The organism is Methylocystis rosea (assembly GCF_003855495.1).
In the GTDB taxonomy this organism is placed as follows: domain Bacteria; phylum Pseudomonadota; class Alphaproteobacteria; order Rhizobiales; family Beijerinckiaceae; genus Methylocystis; species Methylocystis rosea_A.
Window position 1 is genome coordinate 156,819 of sequence record NZ_CP034086.1, and the last position, 18,845, is coordinate 175,663.

Consider the following 18,845-nt stretch of genomic DNA (forward strand, 5'->3'; position numbering starts at 1 on the left):
GGCGCGCCGCATTCCCCTCGGGGCCCAAGACGCCTATGCTGCGCGCCATGCTCCCGTCGCCCTTCTGGTCCGAGCTCTCGATGCGCGACATGCGCGCGCATGACATGTCGCGCGTCATCGCCGTTCTGCCGATCGCTGCGGTGGAGCAGCACGGACCGCATCTGCCGCTCGGCGTCGACGCGATGATCATGGAAGGATGCGTCGAACGCGTCGCGGTGCGCCTGCCCGAGGACCTCGAAGCGGTCTTTCTGCCGATCCAGAGCGTCGGCGTCTCGACCGAGCATCGCGACTTTCCCGGCACGCTGACGCTGACGAATGAGACCGCGTCGCGCGTCCTTCTCGAGATCGCAGAGGGCGTCCTGCGCACCGGCGTGAGAAAGCTGGTGATTCTCAATTCGCATGGCGGCAATTCCGCGCTCATTTCGCAGGCGGCGCTGGATCTGCGCGCCCGTTTCGGCGCGCTGGCGGTCATCGTCTCCTGGGCGCGTTTCGGCTATCCCGATGGACTGTTCTCTGCGGCGGAGCTCCGCCACGGGATTCATGGCGGCGAAATCGAAACGTCGCTCATGCTCGCCTTCAGGCCGGAACTCGTCGACATGGCGCGCGCCAAAAACTTCCCGCCGGCGACGCTCGACTTCGAGCGCGATTTCGCCTGGCTGCGCGCCGACCGCCCGGCGGGCTTCGGCTGGATGGCGCAGGATCTCTCGCCCGCGGGCGCTATGGGCGATGCGTCGAAAGCCAGCGCCGAGAAGGGCGAAGCGGTCGCGGATTACTGGGCGACGGCTTTCGTTGAATTGTTGCGCGACGTCGAAGCGTTCGACCTGACGCGGCTCAAGAGCATGGACGATTGAGGATCACGCTGCCGGCGCAGTCCACGGATAGGTCCAGGTCTCGGTCAGCGTCCGCCCGTGCGCGCGTAAAAACAGCCGAAGATCGGCGGTCTGGCCCGGCTGCACCGAAACGTCGAAGAGCGCCCGCAGTCCGCCGATATGCGCGTTGGCCACGACGCTGGCGCGCAGCACCCGCCCGGCGTTCGTCGTCGCCACCGCTTCGACCTGACCCGGATCGGCCACGTAATAGGCGAGATCGCCGCCGGCGAAATCGACAATGAAACGATGTGCGTCGGGGTCGTAGGGCTCGGCCGAGCCAAGCGCCCGCGCCGGCGCCTCGAAGGTGTTGACGACCACGCCGTTGGGCGCGAGCTGCGGCATGTCGAGCCCGGCGGTGATACGATAGGCGTAGACGAAAGGCGCGCCGGGCTCAGGCGACTTTGCCGGCGTCCAGCTCGCGACGATATTGTCGTTGGTTTCGTCACGCGTCGGCAGTTCGATCAGTTCGACGCGCCCCTCGCCCCAGTCGCCCATAGGTTCGACGAAATAGCTCGGGCGGTTTTCATAGGCGAGATCAAGATCCTGATAGGATTCGAACGTTCTGTCGCGCTGCAGCAGCCCAAAGCCGCGATTGTTGTTGTCGAGAAAGGACGAGATCCGCGTTCGCGGTGGATTGGTGAGCGGGCGCCACAGCCATTCGCCGGCGCCGGTGCGGATCAAGAGCCCGTCGGAATCGTGCAATTCGGTGCGAAAGCCGTCGCGCACATCCCGGTCGTTTTCGCCGGTCAGATACATCGACGTGAGCGGCGCGAGGCCGAGCTTCATCCCCGCGCGCCGCGGGAAAAGCGTTGCCTGGATTTCGAGCGCGCTCTCCTGTCCAGCGAAGAGATCGAATCTGAAGGCTCCTGTCGCAGCCTCGCCGTCGAGCAGCGCATAGAGCGTCGCGTGATTGGCGCCCTTCTCCGGCGTTTCGACCCAGAATTCGCGGAAGAACGGAAAGCTCTCGTGCTCGGAGCCGGCCTCGACGCAAAGCGCTCGCGCGGAAAGCCCATATTTCTGATCGCGGCCGAGAAAGCGGAAATAGCTCGCGCCGAGGAAGGAGATCACCTCATCGTGAACATGAGGCTCGTTGACCGGGAAATGCAGGCGAAAGCCGGCGAAGCCGGTGTTGACGGGGGGAGCCTTTTCAACCTTGAGGCGGCCATAGTCGAAGAGCGCCGGCGAATAGGGAATCGGCGTCGCGATGCCGTCGCGGATCATATTTACCGTCATCGGGCGACGATAGAGAAAGCCGAGATGGAACGTCTCTAGCCGGAAGCCGCCGTCCGCGCCCGCAAAAATATCATGCTCGCGCTTGAAGCGAATCCCTCGCCATGTGTCGAAGTCCAAAGCGTCGAAGGGATCAGGCAGACGCGGCGGAACCGCAGCGTCGAAGGGCGCCAGCGCCAGGTCGTGCGCCCGCTGCACGACGTTCTCAAAGCCGAACCGCGGCTTGGGAGCGTCTGAGGCCGCTAGCGCTGGGCCTTTGAGCGCAAATTGCGCGCCTATTGCAGAGAGCGTCCCGGCGAATTGGCGCCGCGTTATTCGCGTCATTCCCGCGTCCGAACCAAGGTCTTGCCTTCACTATTTGACTGCTGCTCTAGCCCCATCGTCTCGCTTGCGCAAGAAGCCGGCGGCTCACGCGGGTTCTTGCGACCGACATGCATCACCCGCTGAAAAAATAATCGCATGGGGCAAAAACCGCTTGTCTCAGCGGCAAAAGCGCGTATCTAAGTCCTTGCCCAAATCGCACGTGCCTGTGGTCGTGTGTCGGTAGGCGGGGATCCGGACAAGAGGCCGGTCAACCGCCAGCGTAAAACCGGCAGCCGGAGGCGAACCGGCGAACTCCGTCTCTGCGGAGGATCGCGACTTAAAGCAACGACGGACCGGGCTTTTTCGTCTCTGTCGACCCTCCAAAGGTCGGCGTACCGAAGAGGCTTGTCTTTCTTGCCGGGCGTGCGGATCGGGATTCTCCCCTTCCAATCGATGGCTGTACCCGCGGAAGCGTGCGCGCTCAGGCGCGCATCATTTCGCATCGGTCCAGTCAACGGCGCATCAACCAGCCGTGTGAGCGCTTGCGCTCGCGCGGCCTTGGACAGCTAAACCCAACGTTCGTCGCGTCTCCATCGCGCGCGGGCGAACGGAGCGGCGTGTCCGTTGACGCTCAACGATCTGGGCGCGGTTCGCCGCGCAAGGGGGCCACAATGACTGACCGCATTCTCGATTTCCTCGCCGAGCGCCGACGCAACGGGCGCGACAACGGACCTTGCCTCGTCGTCGATCTCGACGTCGTGCGCGAAAACTATGTCGGCTTCGCCAAGGCGTTGCCGGATACGCGCGTCTTCTATGCGGTGAAGGCCAATCCGGCGCCGGAAGTGCTCTCGCTGCTCGCTTCGCTCGGCTCGTGCTTCGACACGGCGTCCGTCGTCGAAATCGAGCAGGTCCTCGCCGCCGGCGCGACGCCCGATCGCATCAGCTTCGGCAATACGATCAAGAAGGAGCGTGACGTCGCGCGCGCCTATGCGCTCGGCGTGCGGCTCTTCGCGGTCGACTGCGAGGCGGAAGTTGAAAAGATCGCGCGCGTCGCGCCTGGCTCCAGGGTGTTCTGCCGCATTCTCTGCGACGGCTCCGGCGCCGAATGGCCCTTGTCGCGCAAATTCGGCTGCGTCCCCGAGATGGCGACGGGCGTGCTCGAACATGCGCATCGCCTCGGCCTCAACGCCTATGGCGTTTCCTTCCATGTCGGCTCGCAGCAGACGAATCCGCGCATGTGGGACGCGGCGCTGAAGTCGGCGTCGGAGATCTTCCGCGAGCTCGCGGAGCGCGGAATCAATTTGCAGATGGTCAATCTCGGCGGGGGCTTCCCGACGAAATATCTCAAGAACGTGCCGGCGGTGAAGCAATATGGCGCGGCGATCTTCCGCGCGCTGTCGAAGCATTTCGGCAACCGCATTCCGGAGACGATCATCGAGCCGGGCCGCGGCATGGTGGGCAACGCCGGGCTGATCGAAGCGGAAGTCGTGCTGATCTCGAAGAAGTCGGAGGAGGACAGCGAAATTCGCTGGGTCTATCTCGACATCGGCAAGTTCAACGGCCTCGCCGAGACGACCGACGAGATGATCCGTTATCCGATCCGCACGCCGGCGGACGGCGCGCCGACGAGTCCATGCGTCGTCGCGGGCCCGAGCTGCGACAGCGTCGACGTGCTCTATGAGAAGCAGCCCTATCAGCTGCCGATCTCGCTCGAGATCGGCGCGAAAGTGCTGATCGAAGGAACCGGGGCCTATACGACGACCTATTCGGCCGTGGGCTTCAACGGCTTCCCGCCGCTTGAGACGCATGTGATCTGAGCGAGTCGATCGTTTCCCTCGTCCTTCGAGACGGCCTCTTCGAGGCCTCCTCAGGATGAGGGAAACGTGATGGCGGCACCCTATCCGCCCTCATCCTGAGGAGCGAGCGACGCTCGCGTCTCGAAGGGCGAGGGCGGGAACAATCCCAACCCAGTCCCGTTCGGCGGGCGCGTCATGCGCCAGGCGCGAGGGTCGCTTGTCCTTCTTAAGGGAGGAAAAGATGGCCTTTCTTGCTCACCACGACTTTGACGCTGGACCGCGCGCCTCCTGGCGCGCCTGCTCCGCAATGTCCCATGCGCGCCTGGAGGCGCGCGGTCCATTTACGCTCGCCGAAGAAACGCTCGCCGATGTCGCGGCGCGCGAAGCTTTGCTCGATGACGCCATGGGTCCCGCGCGCTTCTTGAAGACGTGCCAGCGGCTGCGCGACGGATCGGCGCCGGCGCCGGGCCTCGCGCTGGTCGCGACCGACAGCGTCGGCGCGCTCATCGGCACGCTGCGGCTTTGGCCGGTTCTTGCCGGCGGGCGTGCGGCGCTGCTGCTGGGTCCGCTCGCCGTCGCGGCGCAGGCGCGTTCGCTCGGCGTCGGCGGCGCGCTGATTCGCGAGTCGCTCGCGCGCGCCGCCGACTTCGGCCACCGCGCCGTGCTGCTCGTCGGCGACGCCCCTTATTATGCGCGCTTCGGTTTCGAGCGGCGATTCACCGAGCGGCTGATCATGCCGGGACCGGTCGAGCGCGCGCGCTTTCTGGGCTTGGAGCTTGTCGACGGCGCGCTATCGGCCGCGCAGGGCCGCGTCATTCCCGCGACCATGCCTGCGCTCGACTTGCCGCAGGCGGCTTAGAGCGCTTCACGGTCAACTTTTTCGGAACCTGCTCGACGCTCACCAATAGGCGAGAATGCCGCTCGCGAGCGGGTAGGAGAGGCCGGCGCCAAGCGCGACGCCGGCCGCGACGTCGCTCGGATAGTGGTGCGCCGTCGCGATTCGCGACCAAGCCATCGACAGCAGAAGAAGTGCGGCCGATAGCGTCGTCGCCGGCCAGGCGATGACGATGGGCGCGAGCACGCCGGTGAGCGTCATGGCATGGCCGCTTGGGAATGAATGATCGTCGAGCGTCTTCAACAGCGACGGCAGCCGCGCGTCGACATGGAACGGACGCCTGCGGCCGAAGCGGCGCTTGATGATCGGATAGAGCATATGCAGCAGCGCGGCGTTCAATCCCGCGAGCGCCGCGACATGCAGCCCTTGCCAGCCGAGGCCGATGAGGACGATGGGCGCGAGGATCAGATAGATCCAGCCATTGCCGAGCTTGCTGATCGCGACGGCGAGGAATCTGCCGATCGCGGAGCGCGCCGTTCGAGAGAAAAGATGAACCGCCGCGAGGTCAAGGTCGAAGAGACGTTGGCCCCATGTGGCGGCGACGCCGATGTTTGCTTGCGGCTCCGATGACGCGTCTCGCGTCAGCTTCGCCAGCTGGTCCGATGTGAACGCCATGACGCAACGCTACGCGACGGACGCTGCGGTTTCGCGACGCGGAGGCTGCGTTTCGGTGACGTTGGGATAGAGGTTGCGTGACGCTTATGTGATGATTTGGTGACGCCGCTAGAGCGCGTCCCGATCACATGGAATCATGTGATCGATAGGGAATCGCTCAAAATCAAAACGTCCGAGCAGGTTCTCTCTCGAAAAAGTCTGTCAATTTTTTTCGGAACCTGCTCTAGGCGGGCGCGTGTTTGGCGAAGGCGCTGCGAAAGACGGCGTCGAAAGCGTCGGCGTCAACGTCGACCGTTTCGATCTCCACGCCGTCTTCGGCGACGCCGGAAAAGCGATATTGCGGGTCTGAAAACTCGAGACCTTCCTCGTCTTCGGCGCTCTCGTAAGGCAGCGCGATCTCGACCATCAACTGTCGCTTCAGCGACAGCGCGCGGCCGACCACCGCGTCGATGCGGCCGTCATCACTGCTGAGATAGCCGTCGAGAATAATCATGCAGACGTCGGCGTTTGGCGCTTCATCCTCCAGCCATTGCAGCGCGGCCTCGACGCTTTCGGCGACATCGATCTTGCCGGCCTCGCTCACGACGAATTGTTGCGGCTGGTCGACGCCGTCGTCGGACCGCGCCACGCCGAAGGGCGTCAGCATGCGTCCGCGCGCCAGCGTCGTGACGGCCTTCGCGAAGGCCTCGCCGGCCAATGCCGCGATGGGTTCGTTCCGTGTCGATTCTGCGCCAATGCTCATGACAATTTCCTCCGAGCGAGCGGAGTTCTGAGGATCAACAGATCAACGTCATCCGTTTCGAGATTCATCATATCGACGTCGTCGCCTCTCGCAGCCATTTGCGTGTCTTCGCGTCCACAAGCGGCGATAGGATCTTGCGCACCCGGGCGTGATACGCGTTCAGCCAGCCGATTTCTTCCGGCGACAGCAATTTCGGTTCGACGCAATTCAAATCGAAAGGCGCAAGCGTGATGGTCTCGAAACCATACATCTCGCGTTCCGCGCCTTTGATCTCGCGCTTCTCGACGATGACGAGATTTTCGAGCCTGATTCCATATTCGCCGGCGCGGTAATAGCCGGGCTCGTTCGAGAGGATCATTCCCGGCTGCAGGGGCGTCGTCCCGAGTTTCGAGATGCGCTGCGGCCCTTCGTGCACGGAAAGGTAGGAGCCCACGCCATGTCCGGTGCCGTGGTCGAAGTCGAGCCCCGCCTCCCACAGCGCGCGGCGCGCGAACGCGTCCAACTGCGCGCCCGATACGCCCTTGGGAAAAACGGCGCGAGCAATGGCGATATGGCCTTTGAGCACGCGGGTGAAATGTTCGCGCAATTGTTTCGACGCCGGGCCGACGACGACGGTGCGCGTCACGTCGGTCGTGCCGTCGAGATATTGCGCGCCGGAATCGACGAGATAGACGCCGCGACCGATCTTGAGATTGCTCGTTTCCGTCACCCGATAATGCGGGATCGCCGCATGTTCGCCAAAGGCGGAGATCGTCGGGAAGGAGATGTCGCGCAGGTCGCCATTTTCGCGGCGGAAGGTTTCGAGCGCTTCCGCCGCCGAGATTTCCGTCAATCCGCCCTTCGGCGCGGCTTCGGAAAACCAGGCGAGGAAGCGCGTCAGCGCCGCGCCGTCGCGGATATGAGCTTCGCGCGCGCCTGCGAGCTCCCTTTCATTCTTGATCGCTTTCGGTAGCGTCGCCGGATCGTCGGCGAGACGCGGCTTGCCGCCCGCCGCGCGCAAGGTTTCGACGAGTTTCGCCGGCGCCGTCGCCGAATCGAAGAGAAGGGTCGCGCCGCGCTTGCCGGCGTCAACGAGATCGTCGATGAGCGCTTCGGGCGTCTTCAGCGTCAGAAATTTTTCAAGCGCGGCGCGCACCTTCGGCGCGAGCTTCGCCTCGTCGACATAGAGCGCAGGCGCGCCTCCCTTGGGCAACAGGGCGAAGCACAGCGGGATCGGCGTATGCGCCACATCGGCGCCGCGAATGTTGAACGCCCAGCAGATCGCATGCGGATCGGACATCAACGCTGCGTCCGCATCCTTTAGCGCGGCGCGCAGCTTCTTGATTTTGGCGCCGGCGCTCTCGCCCGCGTAACGCGCGGGATGAATCGCCACCGCGCCTGTCGGCTCGGCCGGCCGGTCAATCCAAAGCGCATCGATCGGATTGGCGTCGAGCGGAACGAGTTCGATCTTTTTTTCCGCGAGAATTTTCCCGAAGCGTTCGATCTGCGCGCTGGTGTGCACCCAAGGGTCATAGCCGATGCGCGCGCCTTCGCGCGCATGTCCGCTGAGCCAGGCGGCGGGAGTCGTTTCGGCGATGTCGAGCGGCTTGAAGAGCTTCGCGTCGATCTCGCCGCGCACCTGAATGACATAGCGGCCATCGACGAAAAGCGCGGCCTCTTTCTCCAGCACGACGGCGAAGCCGGCCGACCCGGTGAAGCCTGTCAGCCAGGCGAGGCGCTCCGCGCATTTGGGCACATATTCGTTTTGATGGACGTCGGCGCGCGGAACGAGAAAGCCGTCGAGTCCTTGCCGTTTCAGCTCAGTGCGCAGCGCCCTGAGGCGCGCCGCGCTGTCGCCGCGCATGGCGTCGTCGACGAATGTTTGGAATTTTGCTTCGAACATGGAGCAAAGCTAGTCGCGAGCTTCCCGCATGGCAATGCTTCGCGCATCCGCTTTCCCCCTCCCCAACCCTCCCCCGCTTCGCGGGAGAGGGAGTCCGGTTCGGGTTTCGGCGAAGAACCGCAAAACCTGCGTCGTTAGCGTCCCCTCTCCCGCTTTAAAGGGGAAGGGGCAGGGAGGGGACGTAGGACGCTCCGCCGCGTCTAAGAACCAGAGTCGCCCACCCGTCGATGTCGCCCCGCTCGGCCAGGAAGAACCCCTGGGCGCGATAGGCGTCGAGCACGCCGCGCACGTCGCGCGCCAGCAGTCCCGAAAGCACCAGCTCCGCGTCAGCCGTCGCGGCGCGGACAATTTCCGGCGCAAGCAGGCGCAGAGGCTTCGCCAGGATGTTGGCGAAGATCAGATCATATTGGCCTTGCAGCGACGCGTGGCGGAGCCCGGTCGCGACGACCGGGCGAACATCGGCGCCGGCGCCATTGGCGCGGGCGTTGGCCGAGGCTGTCGCCACGGCGACGGGATCGATATCGCCGCAGGCGACGCGCTGGTGAAAGAGCCGCGCGGCGGCGATCGCCAGAACGCCGGTGCCGGTTCCGACATCAAGAATGCGGCGTGGGCGCCGGCGCTTGGCGGTTCTCTCGAGCGCTCTAAGGCAACCCAGCGTCGTGCCGTGATGGCCGGTGCCGAAAGCGAGCGCCGCCTCGATCTCGACGCCAATGTCGTTTGCGCGCCGCCGGCCCCGATCATGCGCGCCATGCACCAGCACGCGGCCGGCGCGGACCGGGGCCAATCCCGCAAGAGCGTTCTCCACCCAGTCCTGCTCGGCGACAGTCGAAAAGCGCGCCGCCCGCGCCGTTTCCGCGTCGGCGGCGGCCTCGATCAGGGCGAGGATCTGCGCTTCGTCGGGCGCGCCCGCGAAATAGACCTCGACGGACCATCGGGGGCCGTCGTCCAGCTCGAAGGCGGCGGCGGCGGTCTCTGTCGGCTCGAAGGTTTCGACGATGAGGTCGGCGACGGCGCGGGCGCGCTTTTCGTCGCAATCGAGGCGCAGCATGTGGCTGGCGTTATTAGGGGGAAGGCCTTCAAGCATGAGCGCGCTTACCACGGCCGGGGCGCGCGCGTCACCTTTCGCCAGGCGCCAGCGGCCTGTATTGTCGCGTTAGAGGCTGGTTCCAACGAGTTGAAGGCGTGAATGACCGAAAGACTTTCGATTTGTCTGATCGGCCCGAAGAAGGGAGGCAAGTCGTCGCTGCTCGCCTCGCTCGTCGACTGCGTCGCGCAAAGCGCCTTTGGCTATTCGCCGCGCCTGCGCCCCGCGCTACAGCCCATCACCGAGGCGGAATATTTCGCCGAGAGCGCTGAGCCGAAGAAAGCCAATCTTCTGTCGGTCGAACAGGGCGACTATGAGCGGCTGCGGCGCGAATTCGCCGAGGGCGGCCTCGCCACCGACACCCTCGACACCTACGAATATCGCTTCCGTCTGACGGTCAACGGCGAAGCCCCGCCGGCGGCGGTGCTCCGGGGTCCCTGGCTTCTGGAGATCATTGACTCGGCGGGAGAAATCGCCGTGCCGCCGGACGGCGCCGAAGTCGCCATTCTCAATGATGTCAAAGCCAAGCTCGCCCGGCAGATGCTGGAGGCGGACGCGATCGTGATCGTGCTGCCGCTGGTGCGGCTCGAGGATTCCGGCTGGTCCGGCAATCTCGCGCGCCTCATCGACCGGTTGGCGCTGGCGCCTGAGAAAAAGCTCAAGCGGCTCGTCGTCGTTTTCTCGCAATATGAGCGCTTGTTCGCGCGCCTCGGGCCGAGCGCCCTCACCTATGCCTGCGATCCGGCGGTGGCGCTGCACGCCTTGCGCAAATCGCTGCGCGCGGCGCAATGGCTGGATCGGTTGCGGGCTCTGGAGGCGCCGAACGGCGGCGCATCGGTGCGCTTCACGGTCTGCTCGGCCTATGGCTTCGTCAAGCGCTTTCAAAATCCCAACATCGATCCGCATCAGCCTGGCGAGCGCCGATTTCGTCGCGCGGGCCTCGAAGGCGCCCGCGCCTATAATGAATATTGGCGGCCGTTTCTCACCGCCGAGCCGTTTCTATACGCCGCGCTTGGCCTCGACAGCGCCTTCACCTTTTCCTATGCGCAGCTCGACGCGCGCATCGAGGAGATCGGCTGAAGCGCTTCCCGGTCACATGGAATCCTGTGGTCGATAGGAATCGCTCAACATCAAAATATCGGAGCAGGTCCTCATCGAAAAAGTCTCTCAACTTTTTCGGGACCTGCTCTAAAGCGAATTTCGTCAATTCTTGCTTAAGGCTCTGCGCATAGGGTGATCGCGCGGATTTCCCGCGCGAAAGGACGCGCGATGCGCATAGCTGCGCCGAATGGCGACGAAACGGCCGAGATCTCTCTCGAACGGCTGCATTATGGGAAGCTCGCTTTTGGCGCGACGCTGCGCGTGCCGGCGACCGCGGGCTATGGCGTGACCTTGCGCAGCTGCAATTTGCAGCCCGCCGACGACCGGCTGCTTTCGCCGCCGCGTCTGATGGCGCTTCGCCGCTTCGAGCCCGACCTTGTCGATCCTGCTTCTCGACGACGCGGCTCCTTCATCGCGCGGGTCGCCCCGGAGCCCAATTCTCGTCGCGCGATTTTTCTGCGCGCGCGCTTTCGGCCTGAAGACGGCGAAAGCGGCCATGGACGCCTCTATCAGCAGAGCGCTGTTTGGAGCGTGAGCGCGGCGGACTGGCGCCAACATCCCGCGGCGCTGCTCGCCATGGCGGACTCCGAGCTCGACGCGCAACCGGATTTGGTGACGGAAGACGAGGCGACGCGCTACAACGCCGCGCCGGCGCGTTACCTCGTTCGCTTCATCGATCCGCGGGATGTCTGGAGCGCGCTCGAGGATGCGCTGAAAGCGACCCATTGGGCGACGCCGACGCTCGAATTTCTGGCGCGGGGCGCCGAAACGGGCAAAGACGCGACGCTGACCTTTGGCGCCGACGATTTTGCGAGCGAAACCGAGTTTCTCGGCGCTGTCGGCCTCGCGCTGCAGTTTTTGCCGTCGAGCTATCCCCGCTGGCGCGAGATCAGCGTCGTTTCCGGTCTGCTTCACGCGCCGCAGGGTCTTTGCCTGCGCTACCTTCCGTCGCTACGCGCGGCCGCGCGCGCAACACCCGTCGCCGCCTGAACTCCAGAGCGCTTAGATCGCCACCCATGTGATCGACAGGAATCGTTCAAAAGCAGAATGTTGGAGCAGGTTCTCGTCGAAAAAGTCTCTCAACTTTTTCGGAACCTGCTCTAACCGGGCGCACGCCTGTCCATCGGACTCGGTTCAGCGATCAGATAGCGCTCGAGCGCGCCGGAGCGCCGCCGTGGCAGGTTCGCGGCGCCGGCGTCCGCGTAATAGGCGCGCGGGCCGCTCGCGACGACGCCGTCGGCGGCGTAATGCAAGGCGCGGGCGGAGCGCGGCTTCAGCGCCGCGAACAGCCGCGCCTCAATCTGCCCGACGGTGATATTGTCGACGAGATAGGCGCCTTTGCGGTCGACGTGAGCGATTTCGTCGCGCACGAGCCGATTGAGGATCGCCATGATATTGTCGCGCACATTGGGCGGCAGCGCAGACATTGCTTCCGCGTCGGGGTCGATCTCGCTCATGTCGCCGTGAACCGGCCGCGCCGCGCGCAGCACTGCTTTCATCGCGCGGATGTCGACGGGCTGCTCCTCGTCGTCGGAAAGATCGATCGGCGCGGCGAACTGACGCCGCTCGCGCGCCTCATAGCCACGTTTGAAAATCTCCGACAGAAATTTCATGATGAACAGAAAAGCGTCCTGCGCCATCGCGACGCCGATCGCCATCGTCGAATCGGGGGTGAAGCTCCAGAAGGCTTCGCGCGCCAGTTCGAATTTATTGCGCTCGGAACTGTGCGTGCGCAGATAGGCGTCGCTTTTTTTCAAAAGCTCGCGCACCTCGTCGTCTGACAGCCCAGCCGCCTTGCCGGAGACGACGCAGGCGTCGACGAGGGTTTTGGCGTCGTTGAAGCCGTTTGCCGCGGCGCCCCTGTCAGACGCCGGCGCCGAGCGGATCTTGGCGACAATCGCGGAGAGTTCGTCGCGCAGTCCGGCTTCCAGCCCGCATTTTTTATCGAAGGCCGCGCGGGCGGCGATCGTTTCGTCGCGCGCCGAGAGCAGATCGCGCGCCTCCCCCTGCGGTTCGCAGGTAAAGTCGCGCGGCACGCTTCCCGGCAACGCATTTGATTGCCGCGCCGCCGCCAGAATCGGTTCGCAGAGAGGCTTCGCATCGCGCACGGCGCGCCATGTGGGCTCGAGGCGCAGCTGGTCGCGCAGCGCGGCGAGGTCGCGCAACGTCGCGTCGAGATCGAGCGCGGCTTCGCCCTTCGGCATCGGCCGGCCGGAAGCGGCGCTCGCGGTCTCGGCCTTCTGTTTAAGCGTGATCGTCTGGGCGTTGAGCGCGTCGCGCCGCTTCACCGCGTTGGCGCGTTCGTTCGCGGGGCCGGCGAGCGTCTGCCTGAGCGCCGACACGCGCCGCATCGCTTCGGCCGCCTTCTCCTGATGCGCGCGGCAATTGGGGCCGCAGGTCGCGCCCAGCCCATCTAAGCCGTGCGCGGCGTCGACGGCGAGCTGTTCTTCCTGACGCGCGGCGGCGGCCATCGACGTCATCTCGTCCTGCTTCGCTTTAATGATGACGTCGAGCTCGGCGATGCTGCGCTCAAGCGCCTGGATTTCGCGTCGCGCATCCTCGAGCTGACGCATCGCCGCCTGCGCGCTTTCCATTTCCTGCGCGGCCTGGCTCGCGGCCTGCGCGATGACCGCCTGCTGCGCCTCCTGTCGCTTGCGAATGGCGTCGCGCAGCGCCGGCCCGGCCTGGCGCGCGGTGTCGATGAGGCCGTCGATCGAATCGAGATAGGCCTTGTAGCTCGGCGTCGCGGCGATGCGCGCCGACGCCGCTTCATAAGCGGCGGCGATGTCCTTCGTCGCCGGCAGCAGGACTTCCGTCGCCAGCTCCATCGGCTGAAGCTCGGCGACGATCTTGCGCGAGGAGAGCTTGAAGATGTTGTTGTAATAGTAGGTGAACGAAAAAAAGGCGGAGATCGAGAAGACGAAGGCGAAGACCAGCGCGGTCACGCCGGTCTTGATGATCATGCGTTCGCGAGCCATGCGCCGCCGCGCGATCAGCGCCGCAAGGTCGACGCCCAGCGACCAGGATGTTGAGGCGAGCATGGTGAGGACGGCGGTCGTCGCGATCAGCGTGCCCGCGATCCCGATCACGTCTCCGGGCTCCCGCTGCATGATGTCGATCATGCCGGACGAGGTTGTGTAGAAGACCCAGCCTAGAACGGGCAGGGCGGCGGCCATCCCGACACGGCCGAGGTTGAGATCGCCGCTCCACAGGCGCGACAGCGGCGAAATAAGAGCGTCGAAAAGACCGAAGCGCCGCTGCGGGGCCGAGGCGTCGGCGACGCGCGCCTGCTGCGCAGAGACGGTCATCGCGCGGACGCTCTCGACGCTGGAACCAGCCGGCTGCGCATGTCCGCTCCCTTAGAAAAAGCAATGTCGGGTTGGTGACGTTGCCGGCGAATTGAGACGGATTTGCGCCTCGGCGCAAGGGCGGACTCCGCTGCGGCGCAGCGCGTCGGCGGCGCTCCCGGCGGATGCGCGCCGCTTATCGGATCTTGGTGCGGCGCGGCGCCCCGCTTCCCCTTCCCGAACGATTCGTGCTAGACGGCGAGATTATTGTCTGCGGCTGGGCCGTTCGGCCGCGACTCGCGCTGACGGGCCTTGAACCCGTCAAGTCATCAAGGGGTCAGCCGTGGCCATTCCGTTCCGCTATATCGCAAAAATCGGCGCGTATCTCGTCAAGCAGCACCTCTTGGGCGTGCGGCGTTATCCGCTCGTGCTCATGATGGAGCCGCTGTTCCGCTGCAATCTGGCCTGCGCCGGCTGCGGCAAGATCGATTACCCCGATCATATCCTCAACAAGCGGCTTTCGGTCGAGGACGCGCTGCGCTCGGTGGACGAATGTGGCGCCCCTGTGGTGGTGGTCGCCGGCGGCGAGCCGCTTTTGCACAAGGATTTGCCGCAGATCGTCGAGGGCATCGTCGCGCGGCGCAAATTCGCGATCGTCTGCACCAATGCTCTGCTGCTCGCCAAGAAGATCGACTACTTCAAGCCGAGCCCCTATTTCACCTGGTCGATCCATCTCGATGGCGACAAGGAGATGCACGACCGCGCGGTCTGCCAGGACGGGGTCTATGAGCGCGCCGTCGAGGCGCTCAAACTCGCCAAGTCGAAGGGCTTTCGCGTCACCACCAACAGCACCTTCTTTTCCGACGCCGATCCCGAGCGCGTCGCGAAATTCCTCGACGCGACCACGGCGCTCGGCGTCGACGGGATGACGCTTTCGCCGGGTTACGCTTATGAGCGGGCGCCGGATCAGACTCACTTCCTTAATCGCACCCGCACCAAGGAATTGTTCCGCGCCATTCTGCGTCGCGGCCGGGGCGGGAAAGCCTGGGGACTCACCCAGTCGACGCTGTTCATGAATTTCCTGGCCGGCAATGTGAGCTATCGCTGCACCCCCTGGGGGATGCCGCTGCGCACGGTGTTTGGCTGGCAGCGTCCCTGCTATCTGCTTGGCGAGGGCTATGTGCCGACGTTCAAGCAGCTGATGGAGGAGACCGACTGGGACGCCTACGGCGTCGGCAATTACGAGAAATGCGCCGACTGCATGGTGCACTCCGGCTTTGAGGCGACCGCCGTCGCCGATTCGGTTCGCCGGCCCTGGCGGGCGGCCGCCGTCGCGCTCTTTGGCGTGCGCACCGAGGGGCCGATGGCGCCTGACGTCTCGCTGGAGAATCAGCGCCCGGCCGAATATGTCTATGACGAAAATATCGCCAGGCTTTCAGAGATCCGCGAGCACGAGGCGCAGCAACGGGCCGAGCAACGGTCCACAGCGGCTTAGCGAGACGAAGGCGGCGCGGGAATCGAGGCCCGCCCGAATCATGCCGCCAAGTTGATGCGGCCCGCGGATCAGCTCGCGGGCGACGCCGAGCGCGTGAATGTCGCCTTCAGGCGTCAGCGCTTTGGCGACGAGCGGCGGCAGCGCGCGCGCCGCAGGATCGCTGATCGCGCGCAGCGCGACGAAAGGAATGTCGCGCCGGCGGGCGAATTCTTCGGCAAGATGCGATTCCATATCGACCGCCACCGCTTGCGCGCCTTCGCGCAGCGCCGCCTTGGCGCCCGGGTTCATCGCCGGCTCGTCGACGCCGATGATCGCCCCCGGCGTAACCTTGCAGCCGGCGGCCGCGGCGCCTTTCATCAGCACTGACGAGAGACGCGAATGGGTGTCACGCCGCGCGTCGCCCCCGACAATGGCGTCCGCCACGACGACATGGCCGGGCCGCAGCGCGTAATCCAGTCCGCCCGCGAGTCCGAAGCTGACGACGGCGGAAAAATCGGTTCCGCCGAGCGCATCGAGCGCTTGCCGCAGGCGCCGGACGTTCGCGCCGCTGCACAGCGTCGTGACGCCTTCGCCGGCGGCGCAGGCGGCCTCGCGCTTCATGCCGACGATGACGAGAATCGGCGCAAGCGCGCTCAGTTCGGCGGTTTTTCTACGGCCTGTCGCGCGCGCCATTGCTCCTCCGGCCGAGGCCGCATAGCTCCATCGAAAAAAGCGATTCTAGAGCCCGACCTGCACGCGCTTGCTGTTGGCGCGCCTCATATTGCGATAGCGCGCGAGCGCCCAGAGCGGGAAGAATTTTCCATAGCCATGATAGCGCAGATAGAAGACGCGTGGAAAACCCGTCGCGGTAAAACGCGCCTCATTCCATAGGCCGGCTCCGTTTTGCGTCGATTGCAGATAGGCGATCCCCTTTGCCGCCGCCGGATGGTCGACGTCGCCCGAGGCCATCAGCGCGAGCAGCGCCCAGGCGGTTTGCGAGGCCGTCGAAGGGGATTTTTCATAGCCCTTGTAGTCGAGCTTGTAGCTTGAGAGGTCTTCGCCCCAGCCGCCATCTTCGTTCTGGATCGCCACGAGCCAGGCGACGGCGCGACGGTAAGCGTCATGGTCATGCGGCAGGCCGACGGCGTTGAGCGCGCACAGCGTCGACCAAGTCCCATAAATGTAATTCGCGCCCCAGCGGCCGAACCAGCTGCCGTCCTTTTCCTGTTCTTTGAGCAGATAGTCGACGCCGCGCTTGAGGCATTCGCTCGAGTCGATCGTATCGCCGAGCTGCGCCAGCATGGACACGCAGCGTGCGGAAACGTCCGCCGTCGGCGGATCGAGCAGCGCGCCGTGATCGGCGAAGGGGATGTGATTCAGATAATGGCATGTGTTGTCGGCGTCGAAGGCGCCCCAGCCGCCGTTCTTCGACTGCATGCCGACGATCCATTCCTTGGCGCGGGCGATGCGCTCGTCATAGGGACGGGAAGAGTCATTCGCCGTGAGGCGATCCATCGCCGTCACGACGACGGCCGTGTCGTCGACGTCCGGGTAATAGGCGTTGGCGTATTGAAACGCCCAGCCGCCGGGCCGAACGTGCGGCCGCTGCGCCGCCCAGTCGCCCTTGACGTCGAGCACCTGCAAGGGCGCGAGCCATTCGCAGGCCTGGCGCGCCTGTTCGCGCGCGTCTTCGTCGCCCGTCTCAAGCAGCGTGTGCGCCGTCAGACAGGTGTCCCACACCGGCGAAACGCAGGGCTGGCAATAGATTTCCGCATCATGCACGACGAGCAGCCGTTCGATCGCCTCACGCGCCTGCTTCTTACGCTCGTCGGCGTCCGGCACGCCGAGCACGTCATACATCAGCAGGCTGTTGACCATGGACGGAAAGATGCCGCCCAGTCCGTCGACGCCATTGAGACGCTCGGTCGTCCATGTCATGGCAAGTTCGATCGAGCGTTCGCGCGGGCCGTTGGGCATGTGCGGCTCAATCAAACGCAGAAGCTTGTCGATCTTTCCGAAAATATTCGCCCAGGGCCAGGTCTGGTGTTCGCCCTTGGGCCACACCTTCACCTCTTCCGGCGGCGTCGTGAAGAGTTCGGCGATGTGTATGTTCCTCGGGTTCTTCGCGCGCGGCTTTTTCGTCATCAGCACCAGCATCGGCACGAGAACGGTGCGGCCCCAATAGGAAATCTTGTCGAGGTGGAAGGGAAACCACTTCGGCAGCAGCATGATTTCGACCGGCATCACCGGCACGCCGCGCCACGGAATTTCGCCGTAAAGCGCCAGCAGCGCGCGCGTAAAAACATTGCTCTTGGCCGCGCCGCCATAGGCGAGGATCGCCGCGCGCGCGCGCGCCATATGCGGCGCGTCGACATCGTCGCCGATCATCTTGAGCGCGAAATACGCCTTGACGCTGGTGCTGATGTGGAACGGCCCGTCTTGATAAAGCGGCCAACCGCCGTGATCGCCCTGACAGCGGCGCAGATAAACGGCGATCTTGCGCTCGAGTTCCGCGTCAATGGGCTCGGCGCGGAAATGGCGCATCAGCACATATTCAGCCGAGAGGCTGGTGTCGGCTTCGAGCTCGAAGCAGAAATGTCCATCGCCTTTGCCGAGCGACAGAAGCGCGCGCTTGGCGTTCTGAATGCTCGTCTCCAGCGCTTCGCTGGAAATGGGTGTGAAATTAGCGTCAATACGCGCGGCGGCGTTCATTGCAATTCCTTTGTATGTGCGGTCACGCGATGCTGAGCGTCGCGGACTTCGCCGACTCATGATGCGGCTTCACGACGATCTCGACGTCCTGCCCCAGGGCGACGAGAAATCGCATGAGCCGTTCCAGCGAAAACTGCCGGAAATCGCCGTGCAGCAGCTTCGACACGTCCGGCTGCTTCACGCCGAAGAGTTTCGCGGCTTGCACCTGCTTCAACCCGCGCTCCTTGAGCAGCGCTTCGATCTTGCGAACGAGCTGCGCCTTGAGGAGGTGGTCTTCGAGTGGCGCCTTGGGCGCGAGTGAGTCTTCGGTCATCTCGGCTTGGGGGATGAATTGGCGCTCAGTTCGCGCCGATCTGCGTGAGCTATAGTGAATTTGCTATATCGTCAAGTCGCGTCTGGCTCATCGATTGCTACAGGGGAAGATGAGGGCGCCCTGGCGCCGGCGTGGCGCGCGACTTTGTCCGAAAGGTGAGCCGATGGACGAACTCTATGTGATTTGTCGGACAGACGAGATCGAGGACTCCGAGGCGACGGGATTCGTCCTGATGCGCGCCGAGGCGAGCGGCGACGCCGCCCCTTATCCGATCCTGATCACGCGCAAGGGCAACAATTTCTATGGCTTCGAGAACGCCTGCCCGCATGAAGGCGAGCGGCTCGACGTCAATCCCGGCCAGTTCATGGACGAGGAAGGCAATTTCCTCGAATGCGGCAGGCATCATGCGCAGTTCGACATCGACACCGGCCACTGCTTCATCGGCCCCTGTCAGGGCCAACGGCTGACGCCGATCAAACTCGTCGTCGACGAGGGCGACGTCTGCCTCACCGGCGTGCTGCTCGCCGAAGAATGAAAGGCGC

Annotated in this window: 16 protein-coding genes; 7 read left to right on the forward strand and 9 right to left on the reverse strand. The window is 64.7% G+C overall.

The window, feature by feature from the left end; translation table 11 throughout:
- Positions 1 to 47: 47 nt before the first annotated feature.
- Positions 48 to 851 (forward strand): creatininase family protein, encoded by an 804-nt coding sequence (locus EHO51_RS00665; RefSeq protein ID WP_245434687.1) that lies wholly within the window; start codon positions 48 to 50, stop codon positions 849 to 851.
- 3 nt (positions 852 to 854) lie between these two features.
- Here EHO51_RS00665 and EHO51_RS00670 read toward each other — a convergent pair whose 3' ends face one another.
- A complete protein-coding gene (locus tag EHO51_RS00670; RefSeq protein WP_124737265.1) occupies positions 855 to 2,423 on the reverse strand; it encodes a glucan biosynthesis protein in 1,569 nt (522 codons plus the stop codon).
- Between the two features lie 650 nt (positions 2,424 to 3,073).
- Here EHO51_RS00670 and EHO51_RS00675 point away from each other — a divergent pair.
- Together EHO51_RS00675 and EHO51_RS00680 are read left to right on the forward strand one after the other, a co-directional pair.
- Positions 3,074 to 4,219 carry a type III PLP-dependent enzyme gene (locus EHO51_RS00675; RefSeq protein ID WP_124737266.1) on the forward strand — a complete coding sequence of 382 codons (1,146 nt, stop codon included), beginning with the start codon at positions 3,074 to 3,076 and terminating at the stop codon, positions 4,217 to 4,219.
- A gap of 220 nt (positions 4,220 to 4,439) precedes the next feature.
- Positions 4,440 to 5,057, forward strand: a complete 618-nt coding sequence (locus tag EHO51_RS00680; RefSeq protein WP_124737267.1) for a GNAT family N-acetyltransferase — start codon at positions 4,440 to 4,442, stop codon at positions 5,055 to 5,057.
- 39 nt (positions 5,058 to 5,096) lie between these two features.
- Here EHO51_RS00680 and EHO51_RS00685 read toward each other — a convergent pair whose 3' ends face one another.
- The 4 genes from EHO51_RS00685 to EHO51_RS00700 all read right to left on the reverse strand — a co-directional run bounded on the left by EHO51_RS00685 (position 5,097) and on the right by EHO51_RS00700 (position 9,416).
- The gene (locus EHO51_RS00685; protein WP_124737268.1) at positions 5,097 to 5,708 is read right to left on the reverse strand and encodes a phosphatase PAP2 family protein; all 612 of its coding nucleotides are present in this window, start codon (positions 5,706 to 5,708) and stop codon (positions 5,097 to 5,099) included.
- A 223-nt stretch (positions 5,709 to 5,931) separates the two neighbouring features.
- A complete protein-coding gene (locus EHO51_RS00690) occupies positions 5,932 to 6,450 on the reverse strand; it encodes a hypothetical protein (RefSeq protein ID WP_124737269.1) in 519 nt (172 codons plus the stop codon).
- Between the two features lie 67 nt (positions 6,451 to 6,517).
- On the reverse strand, positions 6,518 to 8,332 hold the full coding sequence (locus EHO51_RS00695) for an aminopeptidase P family protein (RefSeq protein ID WP_124737270.1): 1,815 nt from the start codon (positions 8,330 to 8,332) through the stop codon (positions 6,518 to 6,520).
- Between the two features lie 154 nt (positions 8,333 to 8,486).
- Positions 8,487 to 9,416: a 50S ribosomal protein L11 methyltransferase gene (locus EHO51_RS00700; protein ID WP_124737271.1), complete on the reverse strand. Its 930-nt coding sequence runs from the start codon at positions 9,414 to 9,416 to the stop codon at positions 8,487 to 8,489.
- Positions 9,417 to 9,518: 102 nt separating this feature from the next.
- Between EHO51_RS00700 and EHO51_RS00705 the strand changes: the two genes are divergently transcribed.
- Together EHO51_RS00705 and EHO51_RS00710 are read left to right on the forward strand one after the other, a co-directional pair.
- Positions 9,519 to 10,496 carry a hypothetical protein gene (locus EHO51_RS00705; protein WP_124737272.1) on the forward strand — a complete coding sequence of 326 codons (978 nt, stop codon included), beginning with the start codon at positions 9,519 to 9,521 and terminating at the stop codon, positions 10,494 to 10,496.
- 189 nt (positions 10,497 to 10,685) lie between these two features.
- Complete coding sequence (locus tag EHO51_RS00710; protein WP_124737273.1) at positions 10,686 to 11,507, forward strand: hypothetical protein; 822 nt, start codon at positions 10,686 to 10,688, stop codon at positions 11,505 to 11,507.
- Between the two features lie 110 nt (positions 11,508 to 11,617).
- On the opposite strand, the gene EHO51_RS00715 is transcribed toward EHO51_RS00710, so the two are convergent.
- The gene (locus EHO51_RS00715) at positions 11,618 to 13,825 is read right to left on the reverse strand and encodes a hypothetical protein (protein ID WP_124737274.1); all 2,208 of its coding nucleotides are present in this window, start codon (positions 13,823 to 13,825) and stop codon (positions 11,618 to 11,620) included.
- A 322-nt stretch (positions 13,826 to 14,147) separates the two neighbouring features.
- On the opposite strand from EHO51_RS00715, the gene hpnH reads away from it, so the two are divergent.
- Entirely contained in the window at positions 14,148 to 15,299 is a 1,152-nt protein-coding gene (gene hpnH / locus EHO51_RS00720) for an adenosyl-hopene transferase HpnH (RefSeq protein ID WP_124737275.1), read from the forward strand.
- Here the strand turns inward: hpnH and EHO51_RS00725 are convergent.
- The 3 genes from EHO51_RS00725 to EHO51_RS00735 are packed head-to-tail and all read right to left on the reverse strand — an operon-like array spanning position 15,240 to position 18,303.
- Complete coding sequence (locus EHO51_RS00725; RefSeq protein ID WP_124737276.1) at positions 15,240 to 15,971, reverse strand: phosphorylase; 732 nt, start codon at positions 15,969 to 15,971, stop codon at positions 15,240 to 15,242. The genes hpnH and EHO51_RS00725 overlap by 60 nt on opposite strands.
- 45 nt (positions 15,972 to 16,016) lie before the next feature.
- Positions 16,017 to 17,990 carry a squalene--hopene cyclase gene (gene shc, locus EHO51_RS00730; RefSeq protein ID WP_124737277.1) on the reverse strand — a complete coding sequence of 658 codons (1,974 nt, stop codon included), beginning with the start codon at positions 17,988 to 17,990 and terminating at the stop codon, positions 16,017 to 16,019.
- A gap of 22 nt (positions 17,991 to 18,012) precedes the next feature.
- Positions 18,013 to 18,303 (reverse strand): helix-turn-helix domain-containing protein, encoded by a 291-nt coding sequence (locus EHO51_RS00735; RefSeq protein WP_124737278.1) that lies wholly within the window; start codon positions 18,301 to 18,303, stop codon positions 18,013 to 18,015.
- Between the two features lie 163 nt (positions 18,304 to 18,466).
- On the opposite strand from EHO51_RS00735, the gene EHO51_RS00740 reads away from it, so the two are divergent.
- Positions 18,467 to 18,838 carry a Rieske (2Fe-2S) protein gene (locus tag EHO51_RS00740; protein WP_018407047.1) on the forward strand — a complete coding sequence of 124 codons (372 nt, stop codon included), beginning with the start codon at positions 18,467 to 18,469 and terminating at the stop codon, positions 18,836 to 18,838.
- Positions 18,839 to 18,845: the final 7 nt, after the last annotated feature.

Coding starts and splice junctions, on each gene's coding strand:
- EHO51_RS00665 (WP_245434687.1), top strand. CDS start 48: ATGCTCCCGTCGCCCTTCTGGTCCGAGCTCTCGATGCGCGACATGCGC.
- EHO51_RS00670 (WP_124737265.1), bottom strand. CDS start 2,423: ATGACGCGAATAACGCGGCGCCAATTCGCCGGGACGCTCTCTGCAATA.
- EHO51_RS00675 (WP_124737266.1), top strand. CDS start 3,074: ATGACTGACCGCATTCTCGATTTCCTCGCCGAGCGCCGACGCAACGGG.
- EHO51_RS00680 (WP_124737267.1), top strand. CDS start 4,440: ATGGCCTTTCTTGCTCACCACGACTTTGACGCTGGACCGCGCGCCTCC.
- EHO51_RS00685 (WP_124737268.1), bottom strand. CDS start 5,708: ATGGCGTTCACATCGGACCAGCTGGCGAAGCTGACGCGAGACGCGTCA.
- EHO51_RS00690 (WP_124737269.1), bottom strand. CDS start 6,450: ATGAGCATTGGCGCAGAATCGACACGGAACGAACCCATCGCGGCATTG.
- EHO51_RS00695 (WP_124737270.1), bottom strand. CDS start 8,332: ATGTTCGAAGCAAAATTCCAAACATTCGTCGACGACGCCATGCGCGGC.
- EHO51_RS00700 (WP_124737271.1), bottom strand. CDS start 9,416: ATGCTTGAAGGCCTTCCCCCTAATAACGCCAGCCACATGCTGCGCCTC.
- EHO51_RS00705 (WP_124737272.1), top strand. CDS start 9,519: ATGACCGAAAGACTTTCGATTTGTCTGATCGGCCCGAAGAAGGGAGGC.
- EHO51_RS00710 (WP_124737273.1), top strand. CDS start 10,686: ATGCGCATAGCTGCGCCGAATGGCGACGAAACGGCCGAGATCTCTCTC.
- EHO51_RS00715 (WP_124737274.1), bottom strand. CDS start 13,825: ATGACCGTCTCTGCGCAGCAGGCGCGCGTCGCCGACGCCTCGGCCCCG.
- EHO51_RS00725 (WP_124737276.1), bottom strand. CDS start 15,971: ATGGCGCGCGCGACAGGCCGTAGAAAAACCGCCGAACTGAGCGCGCTT.
- shc (WP_124737277.1), bottom strand. CDS start 17,990: ATGAACGCCGCCGCGCGTATTGACGCTAATTTCACACCCATTTCCAGC.
- EHO51_RS00735 (WP_124737278.1), bottom strand. CDS start 18,303: ATGACCGAAGACTCACTCGCGCCCAAGGCGCCACTCGAAGACCACCTC.
- EHO51_RS00740 (WP_018407047.1), top strand. CDS start 18,467: ATGGACGAACTCTATGTGATTTGTCGGACAGACGAGATCGAGGACTCC.